Genomic DNA, 22,172 nt, shown 5'->3' on the forward strand with positions numbered 1-22,172 from the left:
TCACTCAACCCCCACCAGCAGGGGAACCGCCCCGGCACCGCCCGCGTAGCGGGTGACCTCGACCGTGGGGTGCGCGGTGGCCAGGTACGCGCAGACCGCGTCGCCGAGGTCCTGGTGCTCGCCGACCACCACGGTGGCCAGCTCGCCGCCGGCCGACAGCAGCCGGCCCAGCAGGTCGGTGCCGACGGTCAGCGGGTCGGCGCCGATGACGACGACGTCGCCGTCCGCCGCCCCGAGGACGTCGCCCGGCCGGCAGCGGCCCGCGGAGGTCAGCGCCTCGTGCTCGGCAACGGTGACCTCGCCCCAGCGCGTCGCGGCGGCGGCCTCGGCCATCGCGACGACGTCGTCCCCGAACCGGCGGGTGGGGTCGGCGACGGCGAGCGCCGCCAGGCCCTGCACCGCGGCCCGGGTGGGCACGACCACCACGTCGCGCCCTTCGTCCCGTGCCCGCTCGGCGGCCCGGGCGGTGAGCGTCAGCACGTCGGGGTGGTTGGGCAGGAGCACGACCTGCTCGGCGCCGGCGCCCAGCACGGCCGCCAGCACGGCGTCCTCGGTGACCTCGCCGACCGGGGTGGTGACCACGGTGACCCCCTCGCCGGCGAACAGCTGCCCGAGACCGGCGGAGCAGGCCAGGGCGACGACGGCGCGGACGCCGGGGGTGGCCGCCGGCACCCGCACCGGCGCCAGCGGGGTGACCGAGATGCGGTGCGGCCGCCCCGCCTCGATGCCGGCCTCGATGGCCGCGCCGACGTCGGCGACGTGCACGTGCACGTTCCACTCGCGCCCGCCGGGGGTGTCGACACCGACGACGACCAGGCAGTCGCCCAGCTCGGCCAGCCCGCGCTGCAGCCGGGCGACGGCGTCCTCGTCGGAGTCGGCGAGCAGGAACTGGACCTCGCTGCCGGGGCCGGGCGCCGGCGCGGCCGGCGGGAGCGTCCGGACCCGGGCGTGCGGCGCGGGCCGCAGCGGCGGGCGGTCCGGCTGCTCGCCGGTGACCGTGCCGACCAGCGCGTCGAGGACCAGGCACCACCCGGCGCCACCGGCGTCCACGACGCCGGCCTCTCGCAGCGCGGCGAGCTGGCCCTGGGTGGCCTCCAGCGCCGCCATCGCCCCCTCGGCGGCGGCCCGCACGACCTCGGCCAGCGCGGCACGCCCCTGCTCCACCGCGGCGACCGCGGACTCGGCCCCGGCCCGCGCGACGGTGAGGAAGGTGCCCTCCTCCGGATCGGCGACCGCGCCGTAGGCGGTGCGGGCGGCGCCGGCCAGCGCCCGGGCGAACACCCGGCCGTCGACGCGGGCCACCCCGGCCAGGTCGTCGGCCAGTCCGCGCAGCAGCTGGGCGAGGATGGCCCCGGAGTTGCCCCGGGCGCCCAGCACCGCGCCCCGGGCGAGCACCACCCACGGCGACTCGGCCGAGCCGTCCGAGGTCGCCAGCGCGGCGTCCCCGGCCTCGGCGGTGAGGAGCAGGTTCGTGCCCGTGTCGCCGTCGGGCACGGGGAACACGTTGAGCTCGTCGAGGCGGGGACGGGCCCGGGTCAGGGTGTCGACGACGGCGCGGCTCCAGCGGCCCACCGCGGCCTCGTCCAGCGCCACCAGCACGTGCCGGAGGGTACCTGCGGGCACCGACACGACCGCCGTCACGCACGTCACACCAGGGCGCCGTCGCCCGGGCGGGTCTGACAGCCGCCCGGACGAGGGGTTACAGTGTTCCGGAGCCTGCGTGGAGGCACTGGTGTGCCTGGTGTCGACCGACCGCGCGGCCGACGACTTCAGTCGAACGACTTTCTGGGAGTGATCCACCGTGGCTGCCGTGTGCGATGTCTGTGCCAAGGGCCCCGGTTTCGGTATGTCGGTGTCGCACTCGCACCGCCGCACGCCGCGCCGGTGGAACCCGAACATCCAGTCCGTGCGGGCGGTGCTCGCCGGTGGCGGCCGCAAGCGGATGAACGTGTGCACCTCGTGCATCCGCGCGGGCAAGGTCGCGCGGGCCTGAGGAAGGACCCCCTGCCCCCCGCCACTCGCCAGCTCGCGGCGGGCCCCTGCAGGGGCCATCACTGATCTCCACCCGGCGACGGCCGGGTCCGGGACCCCGGAGGCCTGACGGTCTCCGGGGTCCCGTGCGGTCTCCGGGGTCCCGTGCGTGCGGCCCCCGCGCCCCGGACCCGCGTCAGAAGGCGCCGATGCCCCGGGCGCGGGCGGCGATGACGACCAGCTCCACCACCACGTCCCGCGGCAGGACCGTGCTGTCGGCCACGAGGTGGTAGTGCCGCGTCTCCGCGGGGTCGCAGCGGTAGAAGTGCCGCACGTAGGCCATCCGCGCGGCGTCGGCGGCCTCCTGCTCCCGGCGCAGCTCCGCCTCCGGCCGGCCGGTGGAGGCCGCGGCGGCGGCCAGCCGCCGGTCCCGCGGGCCGTCGAGCCGGACGTGCAGCACGTCCGGCCGGTCGCGCAGCACCATCGCCGCGGCCCGGCCGAGCACCACCCCACCGGGCCCGGCGGCGATCTCGGCCAGCACCCGCTCGGTCTGCACCCGGTAGGCCCGCTCGTCGGGCAGCGTGCTGGTGGGCAGCACCCCGCCGACCGGGTCCGGCATGGTGCCCAGGGAGGTCACCAGGCGCCACAGGCCCCGGGTGACCGTCTCGTCGTTGGCCTCCGCCTCCGGCAGCGGCACCCCCAGCCGGGCCGCCACCTGGGCGGGGATGACCCGGTCGTGGAAGGGCAGGCCGAGCCGCTCGGCGACGGCGGGGGCGATCTCCGCCCCGCCCGCCCCGAAGGACGCCGACACCGTCACGACGCCCATGCGTCCTCCTCGTCCCCGGCGGCCGCGCCGCCACTCGGCAGGTCCCGGCCCAGGAACACCGCACCGGGCGCCTCGGCGTAGACGCCGTACCCGGCCACCGGGGTGTACCCCCTGCGGACGTAGAGCGCCAGCGCCTCCGGCTGCCTGTCCCCCGAGTTGAGCACCAGGTGCCGGTGCCCGGCGGCGGCCGCGCTGCGCTCCAGAACGCTGAGCACCAGGCCGGCGACCCCCCGCCGGCGGAAGGCCGGCTCCACGTACATCCGCTTGAGCTCCACGACCCCGCGTCCGGCGTCGTGCACCCGCCAGCCGCCGCAGCCGGCCGCGACGCCGTCCACCTCGGCCACGAGGAACAGCCCCAGCGGCGGGGTGAACTCGGCCGGGTCGACGGCGGAGGCGTCCCGACCGCCGTAGCGGAGGACGTACTCCTGCTGCACCCGCTCCACCAGGTGCTGGGCGACCGGGTCGTCGTAGCCCACCCGCCGCAGCCGGACCGGGCCGAGCTCCGGCGTTCCCGGCACGGACCCGTCAGCGGAAGTGGGCATGCCCGGTCGCCTCCCCCAGCTCGGCCGCCACCTGCCGGGCGGGCACCTCGTCGACGCGCACGCCCGGCTCGCCGTCGTGCACGTCCCCGATCATGGTCCATCCCTCCGGGAGTTCCGCGCCCGGCGGGAAGGTGGCGACCAGCGCGTGGTCCTCGCCGCCGGTGAGCACCCAGGCCAGCGGGTCACCGCCGAGCGCCGCGGCCACCTGGGGCAGCGGGCCGGTGATGAAGGTGCCGGTCAGGGCCGCGCGACGGAGGTCGATGCGCACCCCGGAGTCCGCGGCCAGGTGGCCGACGTCGGCCAGCAGGCCGTCGCTGACGTCGCACATGGCGGTGGCGCCGGCGTCCGCGGCCGCGGGGCCGTCGGCGTAGGGCGGGGTCGGCCGGCGGTGCGCGGCCACCGCCGCGGCCGGCGAGGTGAACCCGCGGCGCAGCACGGCCAGGCCGCACGCCGACCAGCCCAGCCGGCCCACCACCGCCACGACGTCCCCGGGCCGCGCGCCGCCCCGGGTCACCGGCGCCCGCCCGCCCAGGTCCCCGAGAGCGGTGACCGACAGCACGACGGCGCCCGAGTCGGCGGCGCTGGCCACGGTGTCGCCGCCGACCACGGCGGCGCCGAACGGCGCGCACTCCGCGGCCATGCCCGCCGCCACGCCCTCCAGCCACGCCGCCGGGGTGTCGGCCGGGCAGGCCAGCCCGACCAGCAGGGCGGTCGGGACCGCGCCCATCGCGGCCACGTCGGCGAGGTTCGCCGCCGCGGCCTTGTGGCCGACGTCCTCGGCGGAGGACCAGTCGCGGCGGAAGTGCCGGCCCTCCACGAGCACGTCGGTGCAGGCGACCACCCGGCCGTCGGGGGTGCGCAGCACCGCCGCGTCGTCGCCGGGGCCGACCTCGGCCAGCCGCGCGGTGCCCGCTCTCGCGGTCACCCGGCTGATGACGCCGAACTCCCCGACGACGCCGACGGTGTCCGCCGGGTCGGGCCGGGGCACCAGGGGCCGGGGCCGACTCACCGGGCGCCTCCGGTCGCTGGGGTACGTTGCCGGTCGCACACGTAGCCGTCGCCCGTGTGACGACGCCCGAGGAAGGTCAGCCCGTGGTCCACGCCTACATCCTGATCCAGACCGAAGTCGGCAAGGCAGCCGCGGTCGCCGCGAGCATCAGCGAGATCGCCGGCGTGACGAAGGCGGAGGACGTCACCGGGCCCTACGACGTCATCGTGCGTGCCGAGGCGAGCACCGTCGACGAGCTGGGCCGGCTGGTGGTCGCCCGCGTCCAGTCGGTCGACGGGATCACCCGCACGCTGACCTGCCCCGTCGTCAACATCTGAGCTCCTGAGCACGCACGCCCCGGGGACGACCGACCCCGCACCGGGCCGTGACCCGCTCCGGCGGCCGGCGCTGATCGCGGTCGCGGTGCTGGTGCCGGTCGTCGTCGCCCTGCTGGTCCTGGTCAACGTGCTGCGCCCGGACGCCGGCGAGGGGACCGATCCGGTGGCCGACGTCGCCGGCACCCCGTCCGCCGGGCGCGAGGACCTGCCGACCCTGGACGTCGACACCCCCGAGGTGACCCCGGCCGCCGAGCTGGCCTGCCCGGTGCTCATGCAGCAGCTCCCGCCCGAGCTCGCCGGGGAGCCCTCGCGGATGGTCCGCTCGGACTCCCCCTACGCCTACGCGTGGGGGGACCCGGCGATCGTCCTGGTCTGCGGGGTGGCGCCGCCGGCCGGCTACACGGTCGGCGCCGGGACGATCGTCGTCTCCGGCGTGGAGTGGTTCGTGGACACCACCGACCCCGAGGACGTCGTGTGGACGACGGTCGACCGCGTCGTGCCGGTGGAGGTCCGCGTGCCCCTGGACCAGGACAGCGCCGGCCCCACCGCGCTGAGCACGGTCATCGCGACGGCCCTGCCCTACACCGAGCCCACCCCCGCGGGCGGCTGACGGCGTCAGGTCGGGGGCAGCCGCTCCAGCTGCTCGGCGACGACGGCCGCCACCTCGGCGCGCGCGTCCTCCATGCCGGGCCGCACGGCCGCCACCGACACCGTGAACACCCCGCGGCCGCACCAGCTGAACACCGCCGGGCCCGCCATGCCGTGCGCGGGGTCCGGCTGCTCCACCGTCATCAGCACGCAGTCCGCGGGCAGCCCGGCCGGGGACCGGTCCAGCTGCCCGCCGTAGTGCTCTGCGTCGTTGCGGGCGAGGTCCTCGGCGTAGGTGGCGGCTCCACCGGGGTCGTCGAACTGGTCGAGGAAGACGGTGGTGAGCGCGTCGTCCCCGCGCCAGAAGCGCTCCCAGCCGCGCAGGTAGCCGTACTGGCCCAGGACCTCCTCCTGGTGCGCGGCGTCGTCCTCGGCGTAGGCGGCGACGTCGTCGGCGCTCTTCTCCCCCGCCGGCGGGTCCAGCTCGTCGTCGGCCACCCGGGGCAGCCCGGAGGGCACCTCGTCGAGCAGCAGCTCCTCCAGCTCCCCGGCGTCGGTCGGCAGCGCCGCCGTCGCCGCGCTGCGCACCGCCGGCTCGGCGGGTTCCGCGACGGACGTGCACCCGGTGCACGCCAGCGCCAGCAGCAGCACCGCGGCACCGGAGCCGAGCGGGGGTGTCACCCCGCGGCCGGGGCGACGCCGTCGAGCGCGCTGGCCACCAGCCGGTCGACCAGCTCCGGGTAGCTCACCCCCGACGCCGCCCACATCCGCGGGAACATCGAGATCGGCGTGAAGCCGGGCATCGTGTTGACCTCGTTGACCACCCAGCGGTCGGCGCCGGTCCGCGGGTCGGTGCCGAGGAAGAAGTCGACCCGGGCCAGGCCCCGGCAGTCCAGCGCCAGGAACGCCCGCCGGGAGATCTCCTGCACCGCCGCGGTCTGCTCGGGCGTGAGCCCGGCGGGCACGTCGAAGTCGACGGCGTCGTCGAGGTACTTGGCGTCGAAGTCGTACCAGTCGGTGCCCGGGCGCAGCCGGATCTCCGCGGGCAGGCTGGCGTCCGGCACCGCGGCGCCGGGCCGGGCCAGCACGCCGCACTCCACCTCCCGCCCCGGGACGGCGGCCTCCACGACCACCTTGCGGTCGACCGCGGCGGCGGTGGCCACCGCGGCGGGGAACTGCGCCCAGTCGGTGACCCGGGTGATGCCGATGCTCGACCCGGCCCGGGAGGGCTTGACGAACACCGGCAGGCCCAGCCGCTCGCGGGCGGCCTGGTCGAGCACCGCGGGGTCGGGGCACAGCGCGCCGCTGGCGTCCCGCAGCACGACGTGGTCGCCCTGCGGGATGCCGGCGGTGGCCAGGAGCTTCTTGGTGAACTCCTTGTCCATCGACGCGGCGCTGGAGAGCACCCCGGAGCCGACGTAGGGCAGCCCGGACATCTCCAGCAGGCCCTGGATGGTGCCGTCCTCGCCGAAGGCGCCGTGCAGCACCGGGAAGACGACGTCGACCTCGGTGAGCCGGCCGATCGCCGAGCCGGGCCCGAGCTCGGCGAGGCCGCGGCCGGCCGGGTCGCCGACCAGGGAGACCGGGGTGCCCTCGGTGACCTCGGGCAGCACGCCGTCGGTGATCGCCAGCCGCCGCGGGTCGCCGTCGGTGAGGAGCCACCGGCCGTCGCGGGTGATGCCCACCGGCACGACGTCGTACTTCCCGGGGTCCAGGGCGGCGAGCACGCTGCCGGCCGACACGCACGAGATGGCGTGCTCGGCGCTGCGGCCCCCGAAGACGACCGCCACCCTGGTCCTGCGCGCTGTCCCCGTCATCGCCGCGAACCCTAGCCGAGCGCCGCGAGGGCCCGCTCCAGGTCGGCGACCAGGTCGGCGGTGTCCTCGATGCCGCAGGAGAACCGCACGAAGCCGGCCGGGACGGCGTCCCCGCCCCACTGCGCCCGCCGGTCGACGGTGGTGTGGATGCCGCCGAAACTGGTGGCCGCGACGAGCAACCGGCTGGCCCGCACGAGCCGGGCGACGGCGTCGGAGTCGGCGAGCTCCGCGGAGACGACGCCGTTCTGCCGCAGCATCTGCCGCTGGGCCAGCGCGTAGGACGGGTCCTCCGGCCGGCCCGGCCAGCGCACCCCGCGCACGGCCGGCGACCCGGCCAGGACCTCGGCCACGGCGGCGGCGTTGGCCGCCTGGCGGGCCAGCCGGAGGTCCAGGGTGCCCATCGACCGGTGGGCCAGCCACGCCTCGAACGGCCCGGGCGGGTTGCCCGTGGTCTTCCGCCAGGCGGCGAGGCGCGCGGCCAGCTCGCGGCCGCGCTCGGTGCGTGCGGTGCTGACGTGGCCCAGCAGAACGTCGCTGTGCCCGGTGAGGGCCTTGGTGTCCGCGGCCACGACCAGGTCGGCGCCCAGCTCCAGCGGGCGCTGCCCGATCGGGGTGGCGGTGGTGTTGTCCACGGCGAGCACCGCCCCGGCGGCCTGCGTGGCGCGAGCGACGGCGGCGATGTCGCACACGTCCAGCTGCGGGTTGCTCGGGGTCTCCAGCATCACCAGCCGGGCGCCGTCCAGGTCGCCGCGGGCGGCCACCGCCTCGATTCCCAGGGTGGGCACCAGCTCCACCCGCAGGCCGAGGCGCTCGAGCTCGTCGCGGGCCAGCACCCGGGTCGTGTAGTAGCCGTCCGAGGGCAGCACGACCCGGTCACCGGGGCCGGCGACGGCCAGCACCGCGGAGCTGATCGCGGCCATGCCGGTGGCGAAGGTCAGGCAGTCCCCGCCGTCCAGCTCACCGATCGCCCGCTCCAGCACCCGCAGCGTCGGGTTGTCCGGCCGGGCGTACCCGAACTCCCCCGGGGGCTGATCCCCCAGGTGGTAGGGGGCGGCGAAGACCGGTGAGGGGCGCAGCGGGGTGCCCGGGACGACGGGCTCGTCGCCGGCGTGCACCAGGCGGGTCCCGTCGCCCATCGGCACGGTCGGGTCAGTGGTGGTCACGCGGCCTCCTGTCGGTACGGGGGCCGTCACTCCGGCTTGGCCTCCCGGGACATGATCTCCCGGACCATCTGCGCCGCCGACTCGCCCTCGTGGCAGACCCGCACCACGGCCTCGGTGATCGGCACGTAGACGTCGTGCGCCCGGGCGAGGTCGAGCACCGACCGGCAGGTCCCCACGCCCTCGGCGGTCTGCCGGGTGGTCCGCTGCACCTCGGCCACGGTCATCCCGCGGCCCAGCTTCTCGCCGAAGGTGCGGTTGCGGGACAGCGGGGACGAGCAGGTGGCGACCAGGTCGCCGAGCCCGGCCAGACCGGCGAAGGTGCTCGGCTCCGCGCCCAGCGCGACCCCCAGCCGGGCGGTCTCGGCGAGCCCGCGGGTGATCAGCGATGCCCGGGTGTTGTCGCCGTAGCCCAGCCCCTCGGCGATCCCGGCGGCCAGCGCGATGACGTTCTTCAGCGCCCCGCCCAGCTCGCAACCGACCAGGTCGGGGTTGGTGTACGGCCGGAAGTAGCGGGTGTGGCAGGCCGCCTGCAGCGTCTCGGCCCGGTCCGTGTCGGTGCAGGCGATCACCGTCGCGGCGGGCTGCTCGTCGGCGATCTCCCGGGCCAGGTTCGGCCCGGACAGCGCGGCGACCCGGTCGGCGCCGGCGCCGGTGACCTCGCGGATCACCTCGCTCATCCGCTTGGTGGTGCCCAGCTCCACGCCCTTCATCAGCGACAGCAGGGTCGCGTCGGGGGGCAGCAGCGGCGCCCAGCCGGTGAGGTTCTCCCGCAGCGTCTGGCTCGGCACCGCGAGGACCACCACGTCGGCGTCCTCGAGCGCCTCCCCGGCGTCGCCGGTCGGCCGGACGGCGTCGGGCAGCCGCACGCCAGGCAGGTACTCCCCGTTCTCCCGGGTCGCCGCCATCGCGGTGACCAGCTCGGGGCGCCGGGCGTGCAGGGTCACCGAGCAGCCGGCGTCGGCGAGCACCTTCGCGAAGGTGGTCCCCCAGGAGCCCGCCCCCAGGACGGCCACCCGGGTCACGAGGCCCCCCCGGCGGCGGGCGACCCGGTCCCCGGCAGCGGCCGCGGGGGGCGCGGGTGGAAGACCGCCGGCGGCTGCTCGCCGCGGAGCTCGGCCAGCTGGTCGCGCACCCGCGTCATGACCAGGTCGGTCACCTCGCGGAGCAGCTCGTTGGTCACCGGCTCCCCGGCCCGGACGCGGGGTCGGTGCGCGGACAGGTCGACCGGCTCGCCGACCAGTAACTCGGCGGGCGCCCGGAGCCGGGGGTGCCACGCCCGGGCGTGGTAGTCGTGCACCCGCTGAGGGCCCCACTGGGCCACCGGGAGGACCACCGCGTCGGTCGTCAGCGCCATCCGGGCGACCCCGGTGTGGGCCTGCATCGGCCACCAGTCCGGGTCGCGGGTGACCGTGCCCTCGGGGTAGATGACCACGAGGTCCCCGGCCTCCAGCGCCTCCCGGGCCGCGGACACCGAGCTGCTGGCCGTGCTCGACCCGCGGGACACCGGGATCTGGCCGGCCGCCCGCAGCAGCGTGCCCGCAGGCCCCCGGAAGACGGCGTCCTTGGCCAGGAAGCGCGGTGCGCGGCCGGCGTCCCAGACCAGCCGGGCGCAGGCCAGCGGGTCGAGCACCGAGACGTGGTTGGCCACGAGCAGCACCGGACCGGTGGCCGGCACCCGCTCGGCGTGCCGGTAGCGCAGCCGGAAGAGCAGCACGGTCAACGGGTAGACGACCAGGACGCAGCACCACAGCGCCAGGGAGACCGGGCGGCGGGTCAGCCGGTGCGGCGGGCGCCGGGTCGGCGCCTCCCCGGCTGCTGGCCCGGGAGCCCGGACGGGTGGCACGTCGTGCGGCACCTGGCACCTCTTTCCGTCGGAGCGCGGCCCCGCCCGGCGCGGGTCGCCCGGACCATGATCGTGCCCTCCGCCCCGGCCGGGCCCGCACGCGCCCCCGGTCAGCGCGGTGCCGCACTGGTCGGCTTCCGCGCCCCGGTCCGCTCCTCGCTCGTTACTCGCTGCGATGCTCCCGGGGCTGTCAGCCGAGCGACGCACTCCGGTGGGTCCAGCGACCGGCGACCAGCGTGCCGAGCACCTGGGTCGCCCGCAGCCCGGCGGCGCCGTCCCGGGCCAGCACGTCGGCCGGGGGCTCCGGGACGACGACGAGGTCGGCGGCGTCCCCCACCCGCACCGCCCGCCGTCCGCCGCTGGCCGCCGCGAGCGCGACCGCCAGCTCCAGGGAGTGCTCCGGGTGCCAGGCACCCCGCTCGTCCAGCGAGCGGTGGACGGCGCTGGCGACGGCGTCCCACGGGTCCAGCGGCGCCACCGGGGCGTCCGAGCCGAGCACCACCTCCGCCCCCGCGGCGACCAGCGCCCCGTACGGGAAGGCGTGCCCCGTGGCGCCGGACCAGTGCCGGTCGGCGGCGTCCCGGTCGTCGAGGGCGTGCCGCGGCTGCACGCTGGCCACGACCCCCAGCTCGGCGAAGCGCGGCAGGTCCGCCGGGCACACCTGCTGGGCGTGCTCGATCCGCCCGGTGCACGCCGCGGCGGCGAAGCCGTCCAGCGCGATCGCCGTCGCCCGGTCGCCGATGGCGTGCACCGCCAGGTCCAGGCCGTGCGCGCCGGCCCGGCGCAGCAGCTCCTCCAGCCGGTCCGGGGGCGTGCGGAGCACGCCGTGGGCCTCAGGTCCGGCCACCCCGGGGTAGGGCCGGTGGCAGTAGGCGGTGCGGGTGCCCAGCGAGCCGTCGACGAAGAGCTTCAGCGGCCCGACGCGCACCCGGTCGGCGGCCACCGGGTCCGGGACGCCGGGCAGCGGGTCCCCGCTGCGCAGGCCGGCGGCCAGGACCCGCTCCAGGTGGTCCTCCCAGAACCCCGCGCGGACCCGCACCGCGGGCCCACCCTCCCGCCGGCGGGCCCGGCGGGCCCAGGCGCCGAGCAGGTCGTCGTACTCCAGGTCGACCACGGCGGTCACCCCGCGGGCCGCCGCCGCGTCCGTCGCCTCCAGCACCCAGCCGTCCAGCACGTCGGCGCTGACCTGCCCGGCCCGGGCGTACACGGCCATGGCCTCCTGCTCGCGCAGCACGCCGGAGTCCTCGGGCAGGCCCAGGCGCCGCAGCGCGGGCGTGCTGCACCAGGCGGTGTGCAGGTCGGCGCTGACCAGGACCACCGGCCGGCCGGGCAGTGCCGCGTCGAGGACCGCGGCGTCGGCGGGCTCGGTCCACAGGGCGTCCCGGAAGCCCCGGGCGACGAGGAGGTCCCCGGCGTCCTCGCCCACCGCGGCGGCGACCAGCGCGGCCGCCTCCGCCGGCGACCGGGCGGCGGTCACGTCGATCCGCCGGCGGTTCTCGGCCTCCTGCTGGAGGTGGACGTGCTCGTCGCGCAGCCCGGGCAGCAGGGTGGCGCCGTCCATCTCGACCACCGCCGTCCCGCCCGGCAGGCCGTCCAGCCCCCGCGCGGTCGGCAGGTCGTCGGCGACGGCCACCACCCGCCCGCCGGCGAGCAGCACGTCGCGGACGGCGGCGCCCAGGCGGGCGTGGCGCAGCAGCAACCCGCTCACCGCGGCGGCCCGGCGACCTGCTCGGCCCGCCGGGCCAGGAACGCGTCGACCGGCCACGTGGTCAGGCCGCCGAACCGCACCTCGGTGGCCGTGCCGTCGGGACCCCACGTGTACTCGACTGCCTCCCCGGGCGACCCGAACCCGGCGGCCGACTCCTGGCGCAGCGTGGACCCGTCCTCGACCGTCAGCTCCAGCCAGTCCTCGTCCGGCGTCGGCAGGCCGGGGTGGAGCAGCACCAGCCGGCCGCCGAGCAGGGCGACGTCGAGCACGCCCCACAGGCTCGCCCACCGCCCGGTGAACCGCGCCAGGTCCGCCGGGTCCGGCGCCGCCGCCGCGGGCTCCGGTGCGGCCAGCGCCAGGTCGAGCAGCGCGAGCAGGCCGCGGGCCAGCACGTCGGCCGGGCCGTCGACGCAGTTGGTCAGCACGCTGACCACCACCTGGGCGTCCGGGTCGAGCCAGGTGCGGGTGATGTGGCCGGGGTACCCGCCGCTGTGCCCGACCAGCCGGCGCTCCCCCACGGTGTCCAGGTCGAACCCGAGGCCGTAGTGCCGCGGCTCCGTGCCGTGCGCCCGCACCTCCGACTCCGGCCGCCGCATCAGCCGCTTGCCCGCGTCGGACAGCAGCGTCTCGTCGCCGGTGAAGTGCGCGGCGCCGTAGGTGGTGAGGTCCCGGGCGGTCGAGTAGAAGCCGGTCGCCGCCGCCATGGCCCGGGTGTCGACGTGCGGGATGCGCAGCCGGGTGGCCTCCCCGCCGAGCAGGCCGGTGTGCCCGGCCGCGTAGTCGGCAGCCCGGGCGGGGTCCCACTCCGGCCCGGTGTCGGCCAGCCCCAGCCGGTCGACCACCGCGTGCCGCAGGTGCTCCGCGTACCGCTTCCCGGTCACCGCCTCGATCGCGAGGCCGAGCAGCGAGTACCCGACGTTCGAGTACTTGAAGTGCTCGTTGCGCCCGAAGGTCAGCGCGTCCCCGGCGGTCGCCGTGGCCAGCAGCCCCTGCTCGTCGGGGAACGGGTGCAGCAGCTGCCAGAAGTCGTTGTCCCCGCCGTCCCGGACCATGCCGGCCTGGTGGCCCAGCAGCTCGCGGACGGTGACCGCGGCGACCGCCGGTGCCCGCTCGGCCAGCGCGGGCACCCACTGGCCGATCGGGTCGTCCAGCCGCATCCGGCCCTGCTCGACCAGCTGCAGGACGGCGGTGGCGGTGAAGGTCTTGGAGTGGGAGGCGATCCGGAACAGGTGCCCGCGGGTCAGCTCCTCCCCGGTGGTCTCGTCGGCCAGGCCCAGCGCGGTGTCCAGCACCACGCGGTCCCCCACCCGGACGGCGGCCTGGACCCCGGGGACGCGCAGCCGCCGCCGCTGGTGCTCCAGCCAGGACTCCAGGTACGGCGCGGCCTCGGCCGCCACGTCGGCGACCTGGTCGGGGGTGCGGGGCATCGGCGGACAGCTCCTCGTCGCGCGGGCGGGACACCGTGATCCTGACGTGCCGCCCGACGGGCCCCGACCCCGGGCCGGGGCGGGTGTGCTGAGGTCCAGGGGTGGAGTGGTGGGTCGTCGTCCCGGCGAAGCGGCTCGCGGAGGCCAAGACACGGCTGACGCCGGTGACCGCCCGGCTGGGGCCGGCCGCGGCCGGCCGGCACCACGAGCTGGTCCTGGCCCTGCTCGCCGACACCGTCGCCGCGGCGGTGGACTGCCCCGCGGTCGCCGGGGTCCTGGTGGTCACCGACGATCCGCGCGCCGCCGCCGTCGTCACCGCGCTGGGCGCCCGCACGGTCCGCGACGAGCCCGGCGCCGGGCTCAACCCGGCGCTGGCGCACGGCGCCCTGGCGGCCCGCGCCGCCGGCGCGGACGCGGTCGCGGCGCTGAACTCCGACCTGCCCGCGCTCCGGCCGGCGGAGCTGGCGGAGGCCCTCGCGGCGGCCGCGGGACACCGGCGGAGCTTCGTGGCCGACGCCGACGGCACCGGGACGACGCTGCTGTGCGTCACGGCCGGCGAGCTGGGCCCCCGCTACGGCCCGCACTCCGCGGCGGCGCACGCGGCCGGCGGGGCGGTCCCGCTGGCCGGGAGCTGGCCGGGGCTGCGCCGCGACGTGGACACGCCGTCCGACCTGCGCACCGCCGCCGCCCTCGGCGTCGGGCCGCGCACCGGGCAGCTCCTCGATGTCACCTGCCGGACACCCGGGTGAGGCAGGATCGACGCGTGCCCGAAGCGACCGCACCGCTGCCTGCCGACCGGTTCCTGAACCGGGAGGTCTCCTGGCTCGACTTCAACGCCCGGGTCCTGGAACTGGCCGAGGACGACACCCTGCCGCTGCTCGAGCGGGTCAAGTACCTGTCGATCTTCGCCAGCAACCTCGACGAGTTCTTCATGGTGCGGATCGCCGGTCTCAAGCGCCGGCAGAGCACCGGCCTGACCGTGCGCTCAGCCGACGGGCTGACCATCCGCGAGCAGCTCGCCCGGGTCACCGAACGCACCCAGGACCTCGTGCACCGGCACGCCAACGTCTTCGAGAAGGACGTCGCCCCCCGGCTGGAGGAGCACGGGATCCGGTTGGTCCACTGGGCCGACCTGGACGACGCCGCGGCCGCGCGGCTGCGCGAGTACTTCCGGGACCAGGTCTTCCCGGTGCTCACCCCGCTGGCCGTCGACCCGGCGCACCCCTTCCCCTACATCAGCGGGCTGTCGCTGAACCTCGCCGTCTCGGTGCGCGACCCGGAGACCGGCGCCCCGCGCTTCGCCCGGGTGAAGGTGCCCAACAACGTGCCGCGGTTCATCCCGGTGGGGCCGGTCGACTCGCAGGCGGTGTTCCTGCCGCTCGAGGACCTGATGGCCGCCCACCTGCAGCAGCTGTTCCCCGGGCTGGACGTGCTGGACCACCACCTGTTCCGGGTCACCCGCAACGCCGACATGGAGGTCGAGGAGGACCGCGACGAGGACCTCCTGCAGGCGCTGGAGCGCGAGCTGGCCCGGCGGCGGTTCGGGCCGGCGGTGCGGCTGGAGGTCACCGAGTCGATCGACCCGCAGATCCTCGACGTCCTCGTCTCGGAGCTGGAGATCCACCGCGGCGACGTGGTCTCCGTCCCCGGCCTGCTCGACCTCGCCTCGCTGATGGCGCTGTACGACCTCGACCGTCCCGAGCTCAAGGACGAGCCGTTCGTGCCGGCCACCCACCCGCGGCTGTCCGAGGGCGAGACGCCGAAGAGCGTGTTCGCCACGCTGCGCGAGGGCGACGTGCTGGTGCACCACCCCTACGACTCCTTCGCCACCAGCGTGCAGCGCTTCATCGAGCAGGCCGCCGCCGACCCGAACGTGCTGGCGATCAAGCAGACGCTGTACCGCACCTCCGGCGACTCGCCGATCGTGAACGCGCTCATCGACGCGGCCGAGGCCGGCAAGCAGGTCGTCGTCCTCGTGGAGATCAAGGCGCGCTTCGACGAGGAGGCCAACATCAGCTGGGCCCGCTCGCTGGAGCGCGCCGGCTGCCACGTCGTCTACGGCCTGGTCGGGCTCAAGACGCACTGCAAGACGGCCCTCGTCGTCCGCATGGAGCAGGGGATGCTCCGCCGCTACTGCCACATCGGGACCGGCAACTACAACCCCAAGACCGCCCGCATCTACGAGGACCTCGGCGTCCTGACCGCCGACGCGCGGGTCGGCGCCGACCTCACCGACCTGTTCAACACCCTCACCGGCTACTCGCGGCAGACGACCTACCGGTCGCTGCTGGTGGCGCCGCACGGCGTCCGCACCGGGCTGGTCGAGCGGATCCGCCGGGAGGCGCGCCACGCCGGCGAGGGCCGGCCCTCCGGCATCCGGATCAAGGTGAACTCCCTGGTGGACGAGGAGATCATCGACGCGCTGTACGAGGCGTCCCGGGCCGGTGTCCCGATCGAGCTGCTCATCCGTGGCATCTGCGCGCTGCGACCGGGCGTGCCGGGGTTGTCGGAGACGATCCGGGCGCGGTCGATCGTCGGGCGGTTCCTGGAGCACTCGCGGGTCATGAACTTCGCCAACGCCGGCACGCCGGAGTGGTGGCTGGGCAGCGCCGACCTCATGCACCGCAACCTCGACCGCCGGGTCGAGGTGCTGCTGCGGGTCACCGACCCGGTCGCCCAGCGGCAGCTGCAGCACACCTTCGACGCGGCCCTGGCGCCGGACGTGCGCAGCTGGCAGCTGGCCGGCGACGGCACCTGGACCCGCACCGGGGACCGCGACTACCACCGCGAGCAGATCGCGCACCGCGGGGACACCGGTGCCTGACCTGATCCCGGCCGGGGGCGGGGTGCTGTGGCGCACCACGGACGACGGCACGCTGGAGACCGCGGTGGTCCACCGTCCCAAGTACGACGACTGGTCGCTGCCCAAGGGCAAGCTCGACGCCGGTGAGCACGCGCTGCCCGCGGCGGTGCGCGAGGTGTGCGAGGAGACCGGCCTGGCGGCGGTCGTGGGCCGGCGCAGCGTGCAGACCCGCTATCCGGTCCGGAACGGCGTCAAGCGGGTCGACTACTGGCTCATGCAGGTCGTCGACGGGGCCTTCAGCCCGAACAGCGAGGTCGACGAGCTGCGCTGGCTGCCGGTGCCGGAGGCCGCCGCGCTGCTCACCCACGAGCACGACCGGGAGGTGCTGGCCGACCTCGCCCGGGCCGACCTGCCGCGGGCGCCCCGGCTGCTGCTGGTCCGGCACGCCTCGGCCGGGGACCGCAGCGACTGGGACGGCCCGGACCACGAGCGGCCGCTGGACCGCCGCGGCCGCGAGCAGGCGGAGACGCTGGCCCGGGTGCTGCCAGTGTTCGGGCCGGCCCGGCTGCTCAGCGCGCCGCCGACCCGCTGCCGGTCGACCCTCGAGCCGCTCGCGGAGGCCATGGGGCTGCCGGTCGGCGAGCTGCCCGAGCTCGGCGAGAAGGGGTTCACCGCCGATCCGCACGCCGGGCTGGCCGTCGTGGAGGAGCTGCTGCTCTCCGACGACGGCGGCCCGGTCGTCGTCTCCAGCCAGGGCGGCGCGATCCCCTCGGTGCTCATGAGCCTGGGTGTGCGCTGGCAGGGCACCGCCGGGCCGCTGTGGCCGCCGGCGGCGAAGGGCAGCGTGTGGGCGCTCGGCGGGCGCCCGGGCGCGCTGGCCGCCGACTACTACCGCGACTTCGAGCCCGACCCGGCCGCCCCGGCCCGCCGTCCCCCGGCACCAGAGGCCGCCCTCCCGCACCAGCGCTGATCCGGCGAGAGGACCCCTCCACAGGGGCCCTCAGGCGGGGAGCGTCGTCGGCAGCCAGGCCGGCCGCTGCGCCTCGAACGCCGCGACGTCGTCCAGGTGCCGCTCGGTGAGGCCGACGTCGTCGAGCCCCTCGAGCAGCCGCCAGCGGACGTAGTCGTCGATGTCGAACGGCACGGCCGTGCTGCCGTACCGGACCTCCTTCGCCTGCAGGTCGACCGTCACCGGCAGGGCGGGGTCGGCCTCGATCGCGGCCCACAGCGCCTCGACCTGGTCCTGCGGGAGGATGACCGTCAGCAGCCCGGACTTGGTCGAGTTGTTGCGGAAGATGTCGGCGAAGCGGGAGCTGATCACGACCCGGAAGCCGCCGTCGAGCAGCGCCCAGTTGGCGTGCTCACGGGAGGAGCCGGTGCCGAAGTCCGGGCCGGCGACCAGGATCGAGGCGCCGGCGTACTGCGGCTGGTTGAGCACGAAGTCCGGCTCGTTGGTGCGCCAGGCGACGAACAGCCCGTCCTCGAAGCCGGTGCGGGTGATCCGCTTGAGGTACTCGGCCGGGATGATCTGGTCGGTGTCGACGTTGCTGCGCCGCAGCGGCGCGGCGGTGCCGGTGTGCGTGGTGAAGGCATCCATGGTCAGACTCCAGCGGGGACGTCGGTCAGGTCGGAGGGCGCGGTCAGCCGCCCGGTGAGCGCGGTCGCCGCGGCCACCGCCGGGGAGACCAGGTGGGTGCGCCCGCCCTTGCCCTGCCGGCCCTGGAAGTTGCGGTTGCTGGTCGACGCCGAGCGCTCGCCCGGCTTCAGCTGGTCGGGGTTCATGCCCAGGCACATCGAGCAGCCGGCGCCGCGCCACTCGGCTCCGGCCTCGAGGAACACCCGGTCCAGGCCCTCGGCCTCGGCCTGCTGCTTGACCCCCACGGAGCCGGGGACGACGAGCATCCGGGTGTGCGGGTCGATGGTCTTCCCGCGCAGCATCTCGGCCGCGACCCGCAGGTCCTCGATCCGGCCGTTGGTGCACGAGCCGAGGAAGACGGTGTCCACCTCGATCGCGCGCAGCGGCGTGCCCGCGGTCAGGCCCATGTAGGCCAGCGCGGACTCCGCGGCCCGGCGCTCGCTCTCGTCGGCGATCTGCGCCGGGTCCGGCACCCGCTCGCCGATCGGGAGGCCCTGCCCGGGGTTGGTGCCCCAGGTGACGTAGGGGGTCAGGGACGCCGCGTCGATGTGCACCTCGCGGTCGAAGACGGCGTCGTCGTCCGAGCGCAGGGTGCGCCAGTGCGCCACGGCGGCCTGCCAGTCGGCGCCCTGCGGGGCGTGCGGGCGGCCCTCCAGGAAGTCGAAGGTCGTCTGGTCCGGGGCGATCAGCCCGGCCCGGGCGCCGGCCTCGATCGACATGTTGCAGATGGTCATCCGGGCCTCCATCGACAGCGCCTCGATCGCGCTGCCGCGGTACTCGATGACGTGCCCCTGGCCGCCGCCGGTCCCGATCTCGGCGATGACCGCCAGGATGATGTCCTTCGCCGAGACGCCGGCGGGCAGCTCGCCGTCGACGGTGACCGCCATCTGCTTGGCCGGGTGCTGCGGCAGGGTCTGGGTGGCCAGCACGTGCTCGACCTCGCTGGTGCCGATGCCGAAGGCGAGCGCGCCGAACGCGCCGTGCGTGGAGGTGTGGCTGTCGCCGCAGACGATCGTCATGCCCGGCTGGGTGAGGCCCAGCTGCGGCCCGATGACGTGCACGATGCCCTGGTCGCGGTCGCCCATCGGGGCCAGCCGGATGCCGAACTCGGCGGTGTTGCGCCGCAGCGCCTCGACCTGCGCCCGGCTGACCGGGTCGGCGATCGGGGCGAGGACGTCCAGCGTCGGGACGTTGTGGTCCTCGGTCGCCATCGTCAGGTCCGGGCGGCGGACCGTGCGCCCGGCGGCGCGCAGCCCGTCGAAGGCCTGCGGGCTGGTGACCTCGTGCACGAGGTGCAGGTCGATGTAGAGCAGGTCGGGCTCCCCCGCCGTACGCCGGACGACGTGCTGCTCGTACACCTTCTGCGCCAGGGTGCTGCCCACGGCTGTCCTCCTCGGGTCCGGCCCATCTCGTTTGCCGTCTCAGACAGTGAGATGAGAGTATTGCTGCGTGGGACAGCCTAACCCCGTTGCCGTGCTGGACAAAGCCGTGGCCATCCTCCGTGCGGTGGCCGACGAGCCGGCCAGCCTCGCCGAGCTGGTCGTCCGCACCGGGCTGCCCCGGGCCACGGCCCACCGGCTCGCCACCGCACTGGAGGGCCACCGGATGCTGCGCCGCACCGCCGCCGGCGCCTGGGCGCCCGGACCGGGCCTGGCCGAGCTGGGCCGGGGTGGCGCGGACCTCGCCGAGCTCGCCGGCCGGCACCTGCCCACCCTGCGGGACGCCACCGGCGAGAGCGCCCAGTTCTACGTGCGCGACGGCGGCAGCCGGGTCTGCATCGCCGCCGCCGAACGGGCCCACGGGCTGCGCGACACCGTCCCGGTGGGCGCGCGGCTGCCGCTGACCGCCGGGTCCGCGGCGCACGCCCTGCTGGCCTTCGCCCCCGCCGACGAGGTCACCGGCCTGCTCCCCTCGGCGAGCTTCACCGCCCGCACGCTGCTCGACGTCCGCCGGCGGGGCTGGGCGCACAGCATCGCCGAGCGCGAGCCCGGGGTCGCCTCGCTGTCCGCCCCCGTCCGGGACGGCTCGGGCGGCGTGCTGGGCGCGGTGTCCATCTCCGGGCCGATCGAGCGGCTGGGGCGGCGACCGAGCCCCGAGGTGGTCAGCGCCGTCCTGGAGGCCGCCGTCGCCATCTCCCGCGCGGCCCGCTAGTGAGGGCCAGACTGGTCCCATGACCGCCACGGAGACCGACCGGGGCCGGGCGCGCGTCGCCGACCCGGGTGAGGGCATCGGGCTGGACGAGCTGGCCCTGGCCACCCGCAACCACGGACTGCCGCTCGAGGCCCTACGCTACGACGTCACGCCGCCGGGCCTGCACTATGTGCTGACGCACTTCGACATCCCCGCCGTCGACCCGGCCACCTGGACGCTGGAGGTCACCGGCGCCCTCGCGCGGCCGCTGCGGCTGACCCTCGCCGAGCTGCAGGCGCGGCCGGCCGCATCGGCCCGGGTGCTGCTGGAGTGCGCCGGCAACGGCCGGGCCCGCTACGAGCCGCGGCCGGTCAGCCAACCGTGGTTGCTGGAGGCGGTCGGGACGGCGGAGTGGGGCGGCACGCCGCTGGCGCCGCTGCTGGAGGAGGCCGGGGTCTCCCCCGGCGCGGTCGACGTGGCCTTCACCGGCGCCGACCACGGGGTCGAGCGGGGTGTCGAGCAGGACTACGCCCGCGGCCTCCCGCTGGCCGAGGCCCTGCGCCCGGACGTCCTCCTCGCCTGGTCGATGAACGGCGCGCCCCTGCCGCCGCAGCACGGGGCGCCGCTGCGGCTGGTCGTCCCCGGCTGGTACGGCATGGCGCACGTGAAGTGGCTGACCTGCATCGAGGTCCTCGAGGAGCCGTTCACCGGCTACCAGAACGCCACGGCGTACCGGGTGAAGGTCGACGCGGACGACCCCGGCGAGCCGGTGACCCGGATCCGGCCGCGGGCGCTGATGACCCCGCCGGGCTGGCCGGACTTCATGACCCGCGAGCGGTTCGTGCGGGCCGGTGCCGTCGCGCTGACCGGGCGGGCGTGGTCGGGCCAGGCACCGGTCACCCGGGTCGAGGTCAGCACGGACGGGGGCGCGACCTGGGCCGACGCCGACCTCGCCCCCGCCGATCCGGGGCACCCCTTCGCCTGGCGCGCCTGGACCGCCTCCTGGGACGCCCGGCCCGGGTCCGCGGAGCTGCTGGTGCGGGCCACCGACGCCACTGGCGAGACCCAGCCCGTGGAGCAGCAGTGGAACCGGCAGGGCATGGCGAACACGCTGGTGCAGCGGGTGCCGGTCACCGTGCTGGAGGCCTGAGCAAGAAGTTGGCTCCCGCAACGGCGGGCCGGAGCAACCGGGCGGACCCCGCAGCGACCAGGGGCGGGGACGACGAGAGCCCCCGGCCGGGTGGGCCGGGGGCTCTGCCACGGGTAGCCCCGAAGGGATTCGAACCCTCGCTACCGCCGTGAGAGGGCGGCGTCCTGGGCCGCTAGACGACGGGGCCGTGCGTGCGGCACCGATGATGCCACGACCCCTCCGGCGGACGTGACGGGCCCCCGGGCAGCGGCTGGAGCCGGCCGCTGCCCGGGGGTCGAGCGCCCCCACCGTCGGGTGGGCCGTGGCACGGCCCGGCCCTCCGGTCGGTCCGACGGCTCCACCTCGGCGTCGGGCGCCGTGCAGTGCCCGGGAACGCCGAGAGCCCCCGGCCTGGTGGGCCGGGGGCTCTCGCATCGCGTAGCCCCGAAGGGATTCGAACCCTCGCTACCGCCGTGAGAGGGCGGCGTCCTGGGCCGCTAGACGACGGGGCCGTGCGCTGCGCCGGAGCGCAGGTCGTGCTGGAGGAGATGGTGCTTCCTCGCTGGGGTACCAGGACTCGAACCTAGACTAACGGAACCAGAAACCGTCGGGCTGCCAATTACCCCATACCCCAAGGGCCGTGCTGCACCTCGCGGCGCTGGTACAGAACTGTACCCGATGCCCGGAGCGGGTCCGCACGGGGGTGGTGCCTCCGCTTCGGAGCCTCGGCGGTCGGGCCGGGTCAGGCCCGCTCGGCGGCAGCCGCGATGTCGTCGAGGTCCTGCTCCAGCGCCTTGGTCACGGCGCGGCGTCCCAGCGGCGCCGTGACCGCCCCGAGGACCCGCGCCACCGTGCTCGTCGGGCGACCGCCGAAGGTCATCGTCACGTCCGTCCCGCCGTCGTCGGACGGGGCGGCGGCGAACGTCGACACGTAGTGGGCGCCCCGGCTCGCCGCCTCGACCCGGTAGGACCGGTGCGGCTCCACCGCGGTCACCGTCATCTCCTCGGTCGCCGACCGGCCCATCATCGTCCGCGTCTCCCGCCAGCGCGTCCCGACGCCGAAGGACTCCGGCGTCAGCACCTCGACCGCGTCGATCCCCCGGATCACCTGCGGTGACCCGGCGAGGTCGGTCGCCACGTCCCAGACCCGCTGCACCGTCGCCGCCACGTGCCGGCGGACCTCCACGTCCTGCATCGCTGCCCCACTCCCTCGGGTCCCGGTACCGCCCCGGACGGCGGCGTGGCCACTGCCACCGGGGGACG

22 protein-coding genes and 3 tRNA genes are annotated in these 22,172 nt (G+C 76.3%); 8 read left to right on the forward strand and 17 right to left on the reverse strand.

What is annotated here, in order from left to right; translation table 11 throughout:
* Nucleotides 1-1,641 (reverse strand): DAK2 domain-containing protein, encoded by a 1,641-nt coding sequence (locus HL189_RS14660; RefSeq protein WP_369134442.1) that lies wholly within the window; start codon nucleotides 1,639-1,641, stop codon nucleotides 1-3.
* Nucleotides 1,642-1,801: 160 nt separating this feature from the next.
* Here HL189_RS14660 and rpmB point away from each other — a divergent pair, with 160 nt between their 5' ends.
* On the forward strand, nucleotides 1,802-1,993 hold the full coding sequence (gene rpmB / locus HL189_RS14665) for a 50S ribosomal protein L28 (RefSeq protein WP_369134443.1): 192 nt from the start codon (nucleotides 1,802-1,804) through the stop codon (nucleotides 1,991-1,993).
* 174 nt (nucleotides 1,994-2,167) lie between these two features.
* Here rpmB and HL189_RS14670 read toward each other — a convergent pair whose 3' ends face one another.
* From HL189_RS14670 to HL189_RS14680, 3 genes are read right to left on the reverse strand one after another with little or no spacing between them, the layout of a single operon-like run.
* Nucleotides 2,168-2,797 carry an AAA family ATPase gene (locus HL189_RS14670; RefSeq protein ID WP_369134444.1) on the reverse strand — a complete coding sequence of 210 codons (630 nt, stop codon included), beginning with the start codon at nucleotides 2,795-2,797 and terminating at the stop codon, nucleotides 2,168-2,170.
* Nucleotides 2,785-3,339: a GNAT family N-acetyltransferase gene (locus HL189_RS14675; protein ID WP_369134445.1), complete on the reverse strand. Its 555-nt coding sequence runs from the start codon at nucleotides 3,337-3,339 to the stop codon at nucleotides 2,785-2,787. The genes HL189_RS14670 and HL189_RS14675 overlap by 13 nt, the downstream gene beginning before the upstream one ends.
* Nucleotides 3,323-4,348 (reverse strand): thiamine-phosphate kinase, encoded by a 1,026-nt coding sequence (locus HL189_RS14680; RefSeq protein ID WP_369134446.1) that lies wholly within the window; start codon nucleotides 4,346-4,348, stop codon nucleotides 3,323-3,325. The genes HL189_RS14675 and HL189_RS14680 overlap by 17 nt, the downstream gene beginning before the upstream one ends.
* Before the next feature lie 83 nt (nucleotides 4,349-4,431).
* Here HL189_RS14680 and HL189_RS14685 point away from each other — a divergent pair, with 83 nt between their 5' ends.
* Nucleotides 4,432-4,665 carry an Lrp/AsnC ligand binding domain-containing protein gene (locus HL189_RS14685; RefSeq protein WP_369134447.1) on the forward strand — a complete coding sequence of 78 codons (234 nt, stop codon included), beginning with the start codon at nucleotides 4,432-4,434 and terminating at the stop codon, nucleotides 4,663-4,665.
* 85 nt (nucleotides 4,666-4,750) lie between these two features.
* Complete coding sequence (locus HL189_RS14690; RefSeq protein WP_369134448.1) at nucleotides 4,751-5,275, forward strand: DUF3515 family protein; 525 nt, start codon at nucleotides 4,751-4,753, stop codon at nucleotides 5,273-5,275.
* A 5-nt stretch (nucleotides 5,276-5,280) separates the two neighbouring features.
* On the opposite strand, the gene HL189_RS14695 is transcribed toward HL189_RS14690, so the two are convergent.
* From HL189_RS14695 to HL189_RS14725, 7 genes are all read right to left on the reverse strand, one after another.
* Nucleotides 5,281-5,934: a hypothetical protein gene (locus HL189_RS14695; protein WP_369134449.1), complete on the reverse strand. Its 654-nt coding sequence runs from the start codon at nucleotides 5,932-5,934 to the stop codon at nucleotides 5,281-5,283.
* On the reverse strand, nucleotides 5,931-7,070 hold the full coding sequence (locus tag HL189_RS14700; RefSeq protein ID WP_369134450.1) for a D-alanine--D-alanine ligase family protein: 1,140 nt from the start codon (nucleotides 7,068-7,070) through the stop codon (nucleotides 5,931-5,933). Before HL189_RS14700 ends, HL189_RS14695 begins: the two co-directional genes overlap by 4 nt.
* Before the next feature lie 11 nt (nucleotides 7,071-7,081).
* Nucleotides 7,082-8,233 carry a cystathionine gamma-lyase gene (locus tag HL189_RS14705; RefSeq protein WP_369134451.1) on the reverse strand — a complete coding sequence of 384 codons (1,152 nt, stop codon included), beginning with the start codon at nucleotides 8,231-8,233 and terminating at the stop codon, nucleotides 7,082-7,084.
* Nucleotides 8,234-8,259: 26 nt separating this feature from the next.
* Nucleotides 8,260-9,255: an NAD(P)H-dependent glycerol-3-phosphate dehydrogenase gene (locus tag HL189_RS14710; RefSeq protein WP_369134452.1), complete on the reverse strand. Its 996-nt coding sequence runs from the start codon at nucleotides 9,253-9,255 to the stop codon at nucleotides 8,260-8,262.
* Nucleotides 9,252-10,088, reverse strand: a complete 837-nt coding sequence (locus HL189_RS14715; RefSeq protein ID WP_369134453.1) for a lysophospholipid acyltransferase family protein — start codon at nucleotides 10,086-10,088, stop codon at nucleotides 9,252-9,254. Before HL189_RS14715 ends, HL189_RS14710 begins: the two co-directional genes overlap by 4 nt.
* A 178-nt stretch (nucleotides 10,089-10,266) precedes the next feature.
* Entirely contained in the window at nucleotides 10,267-11,784 is a 1,518-nt protein-coding gene (locus tag HL189_RS14720; RefSeq protein WP_369134454.1) for an amidohydrolase, read from the reverse strand.
* Entirely contained in the window at nucleotides 11,781-13,211 is a 1,431-nt protein-coding gene (locus HL189_RS14725; RefSeq protein ID WP_369134455.1) for a serine hydrolase domain-containing protein, read from the reverse strand. Before HL189_RS14725 ends, HL189_RS14720 begins: the two co-directional genes overlap by 4 nt.
* Nucleotides 13,212-13,312: 101 nt before the next feature.
* On the opposite strand from HL189_RS14725, the gene cofC reads away from it, so the two are divergent.
* From cofC to HL189_RS14740, 3 genes are read left to right on the forward strand one after another with little or no spacing between them, the layout of a single operon-like run.
* Nucleotides 13,313-13,960, forward strand: a complete 648-nt coding sequence (gene cofC / locus HL189_RS14730; protein WP_369134456.1) for a 2-phospho-L-lactate guanylyltransferase — start codon at nucleotides 13,313-13,315, stop codon at nucleotides 13,958-13,960.
* Between the two features lie 14 nt (nucleotides 13,961-13,974).
* On the forward strand, nucleotides 13,975-16,035 hold the full coding sequence (locus HL189_RS14735; protein WP_369134457.1) for an RNA degradosome polyphosphate kinase: 2,061 nt from the start codon (nucleotides 13,975-13,977) through the stop codon (nucleotides 16,033-16,035).
* A complete protein-coding gene (locus tag HL189_RS14740; RefSeq protein WP_369134458.1) occupies nucleotides 16,028-16,984 on the forward strand; it encodes an NUDIX domain-containing protein in 957 nt (318 codons plus the stop codon). The genes HL189_RS14735 and HL189_RS14740 overlap by 8 nt, the downstream gene beginning before the upstream one ends.
* Before the next feature lie 30 nt (nucleotides 16,985-17,014).
* On the opposite strand, the gene leuD is transcribed toward HL189_RS14740, so the two are convergent.
* Together leuD and leuC are read right to left on the reverse strand one after the other, a co-directional pair.
* On the reverse strand, nucleotides 17,015-17,611 hold the full coding sequence (leuD, locus tag HL189_RS14745; RefSeq protein ID WP_369134459.1) for a 3-isopropylmalate dehydratase small subunit: 597 nt from the start codon (nucleotides 17,609-17,611) through the stop codon (nucleotides 17,015-17,017).
* 2 nt (nucleotides 17,612-17,613) lie between these two features.
* Nucleotides 17,614-19,032, reverse strand: a complete 1,419-nt coding sequence (gene leuC / locus HL189_RS14750) for a 3-isopropylmalate dehydratase large subunit (protein ID WP_369134460.1) — start codon at nucleotides 19,030-19,032, stop codon at nucleotides 17,614-17,616.
* A gap of 67 nt (nucleotides 19,033-19,099) precedes the next feature.
* On the opposite strand from leuC, the gene HL189_RS14755 reads away from it, so the two are divergent.
* Both HL189_RS14755 and HL189_RS14760 read left to right on the forward strand, forming a co-directional pair.
* Nucleotides 19,100-19,801: an IclR family transcriptional regulator gene (locus HL189_RS14755; protein WP_369134461.1), complete on the forward strand. Its 702-nt coding sequence runs from the start codon at nucleotides 19,100-19,102 to the stop codon at nucleotides 19,799-19,801.
* Between the two features lie 19 nt (nucleotides 19,802-19,820).
* Nucleotides 19,821-20,930, forward strand: a complete 1,110-nt coding sequence (locus HL189_RS14760) for a sulfite oxidase (RefSeq protein WP_369134462.1) — start codon at nucleotides 19,821-19,823, stop codon at nucleotides 20,928-20,930.
* Between the two features lie 114 nt (nucleotides 20,931-21,044).
* Here HL189_RS14760 and HL189_RS14765 read toward each other — a convergent pair.
* The 4 genes from HL189_RS14765 to HL189_RS14780 form a co-directional block, all read right to left on the reverse strand.
* Nucleotides 21,045-21,117 (reverse strand) — tRNA-Glu (locus HL189_RS14765).
* Nucleotides 21,118-21,348: 231 nt separating this feature from the next.
* Nucleotides 21,349-21,421: transfer RNA gene (locus tag HL189_RS14770), tRNA-Glu, on the reverse strand.
* A 50-nt stretch (nucleotides 21,422-21,471) separates the two neighbouring features.
* Nucleotides 21,472-21,543, reverse strand: a tRNA-Gln gene (locus HL189_RS14775).
* A 108-nt stretch (nucleotides 21,544-21,651) separates the two neighbouring features.
* Entirely contained in the window at nucleotides 21,652-22,104 is a 453-nt protein-coding gene (locus tag HL189_RS14780) for an SRPBCC family protein (RefSeq protein ID WP_369134463.1), read from the reverse strand.
* Between the last annotated feature and the right edge of the window lie 68 nt (nucleotides 22,105-22,172).

It is taken from the genome of Modestobacter sp. I12A-02662 (assembly GCF_041028325.1).
In the GTDB taxonomy this organism is placed as follows: domain Bacteria; phylum Actinomycetota; class Actinomycetes; order Mycobacteriales; family Geodermatophilaceae; genus Modestobacter.

Bases quoted from the DNA above. Each gene is read 5' to 3' on its own strand.
- leuD (WP_369134459.1), bottom strand. From the start codon at position 17,611: ATGGATGCCTTCACCACGCACACCGGCACCGCCGCGCCGCTGCGGCGC.
- HL189_RS14700 (WP_369134450.1), bottom strand. From the start codon at position 7,070: ATGACGGGGACAGCGCGCAGGACCAGGGTGGCGGTCGTCTTCGGGGGC.
- HL189_RS14725 (WP_369134455.1), bottom strand. From the start codon at position 13,211: ATGCCCCGCACCCCCGACCAGGTCGCCGACGTGGCGGCCGAGGCCGCG.
- HL189_RS14760 (WP_369134462.1), top strand. From the start codon at position 19,821: ATGACCGCCACGGAGACCGACCGGGGCCGGGCGCGCGTCGCCGACCCG.
- HL189_RS14670 (WP_369134444.1), bottom strand. From the start codon at position 2,797: ATGGGCGTCGTGACGGTGTCGGCGTCCTTCGGGGCGGGCGGGGCGGAG.
- HL189_RS14675 (WP_369134445.1), bottom strand. From the start codon at position 3,339: ATGCCCACTTCCGCTGACGGGTCCGTGCCGGGAACGCCGGAGCTCGGC.
- HL189_RS14780 (WP_369134463.1), bottom strand. From the start codon at position 22,104: ATGCAGGACGTGGAGGTCCGCCGGCACGTGGCGGCGACGGTGCAGCGG.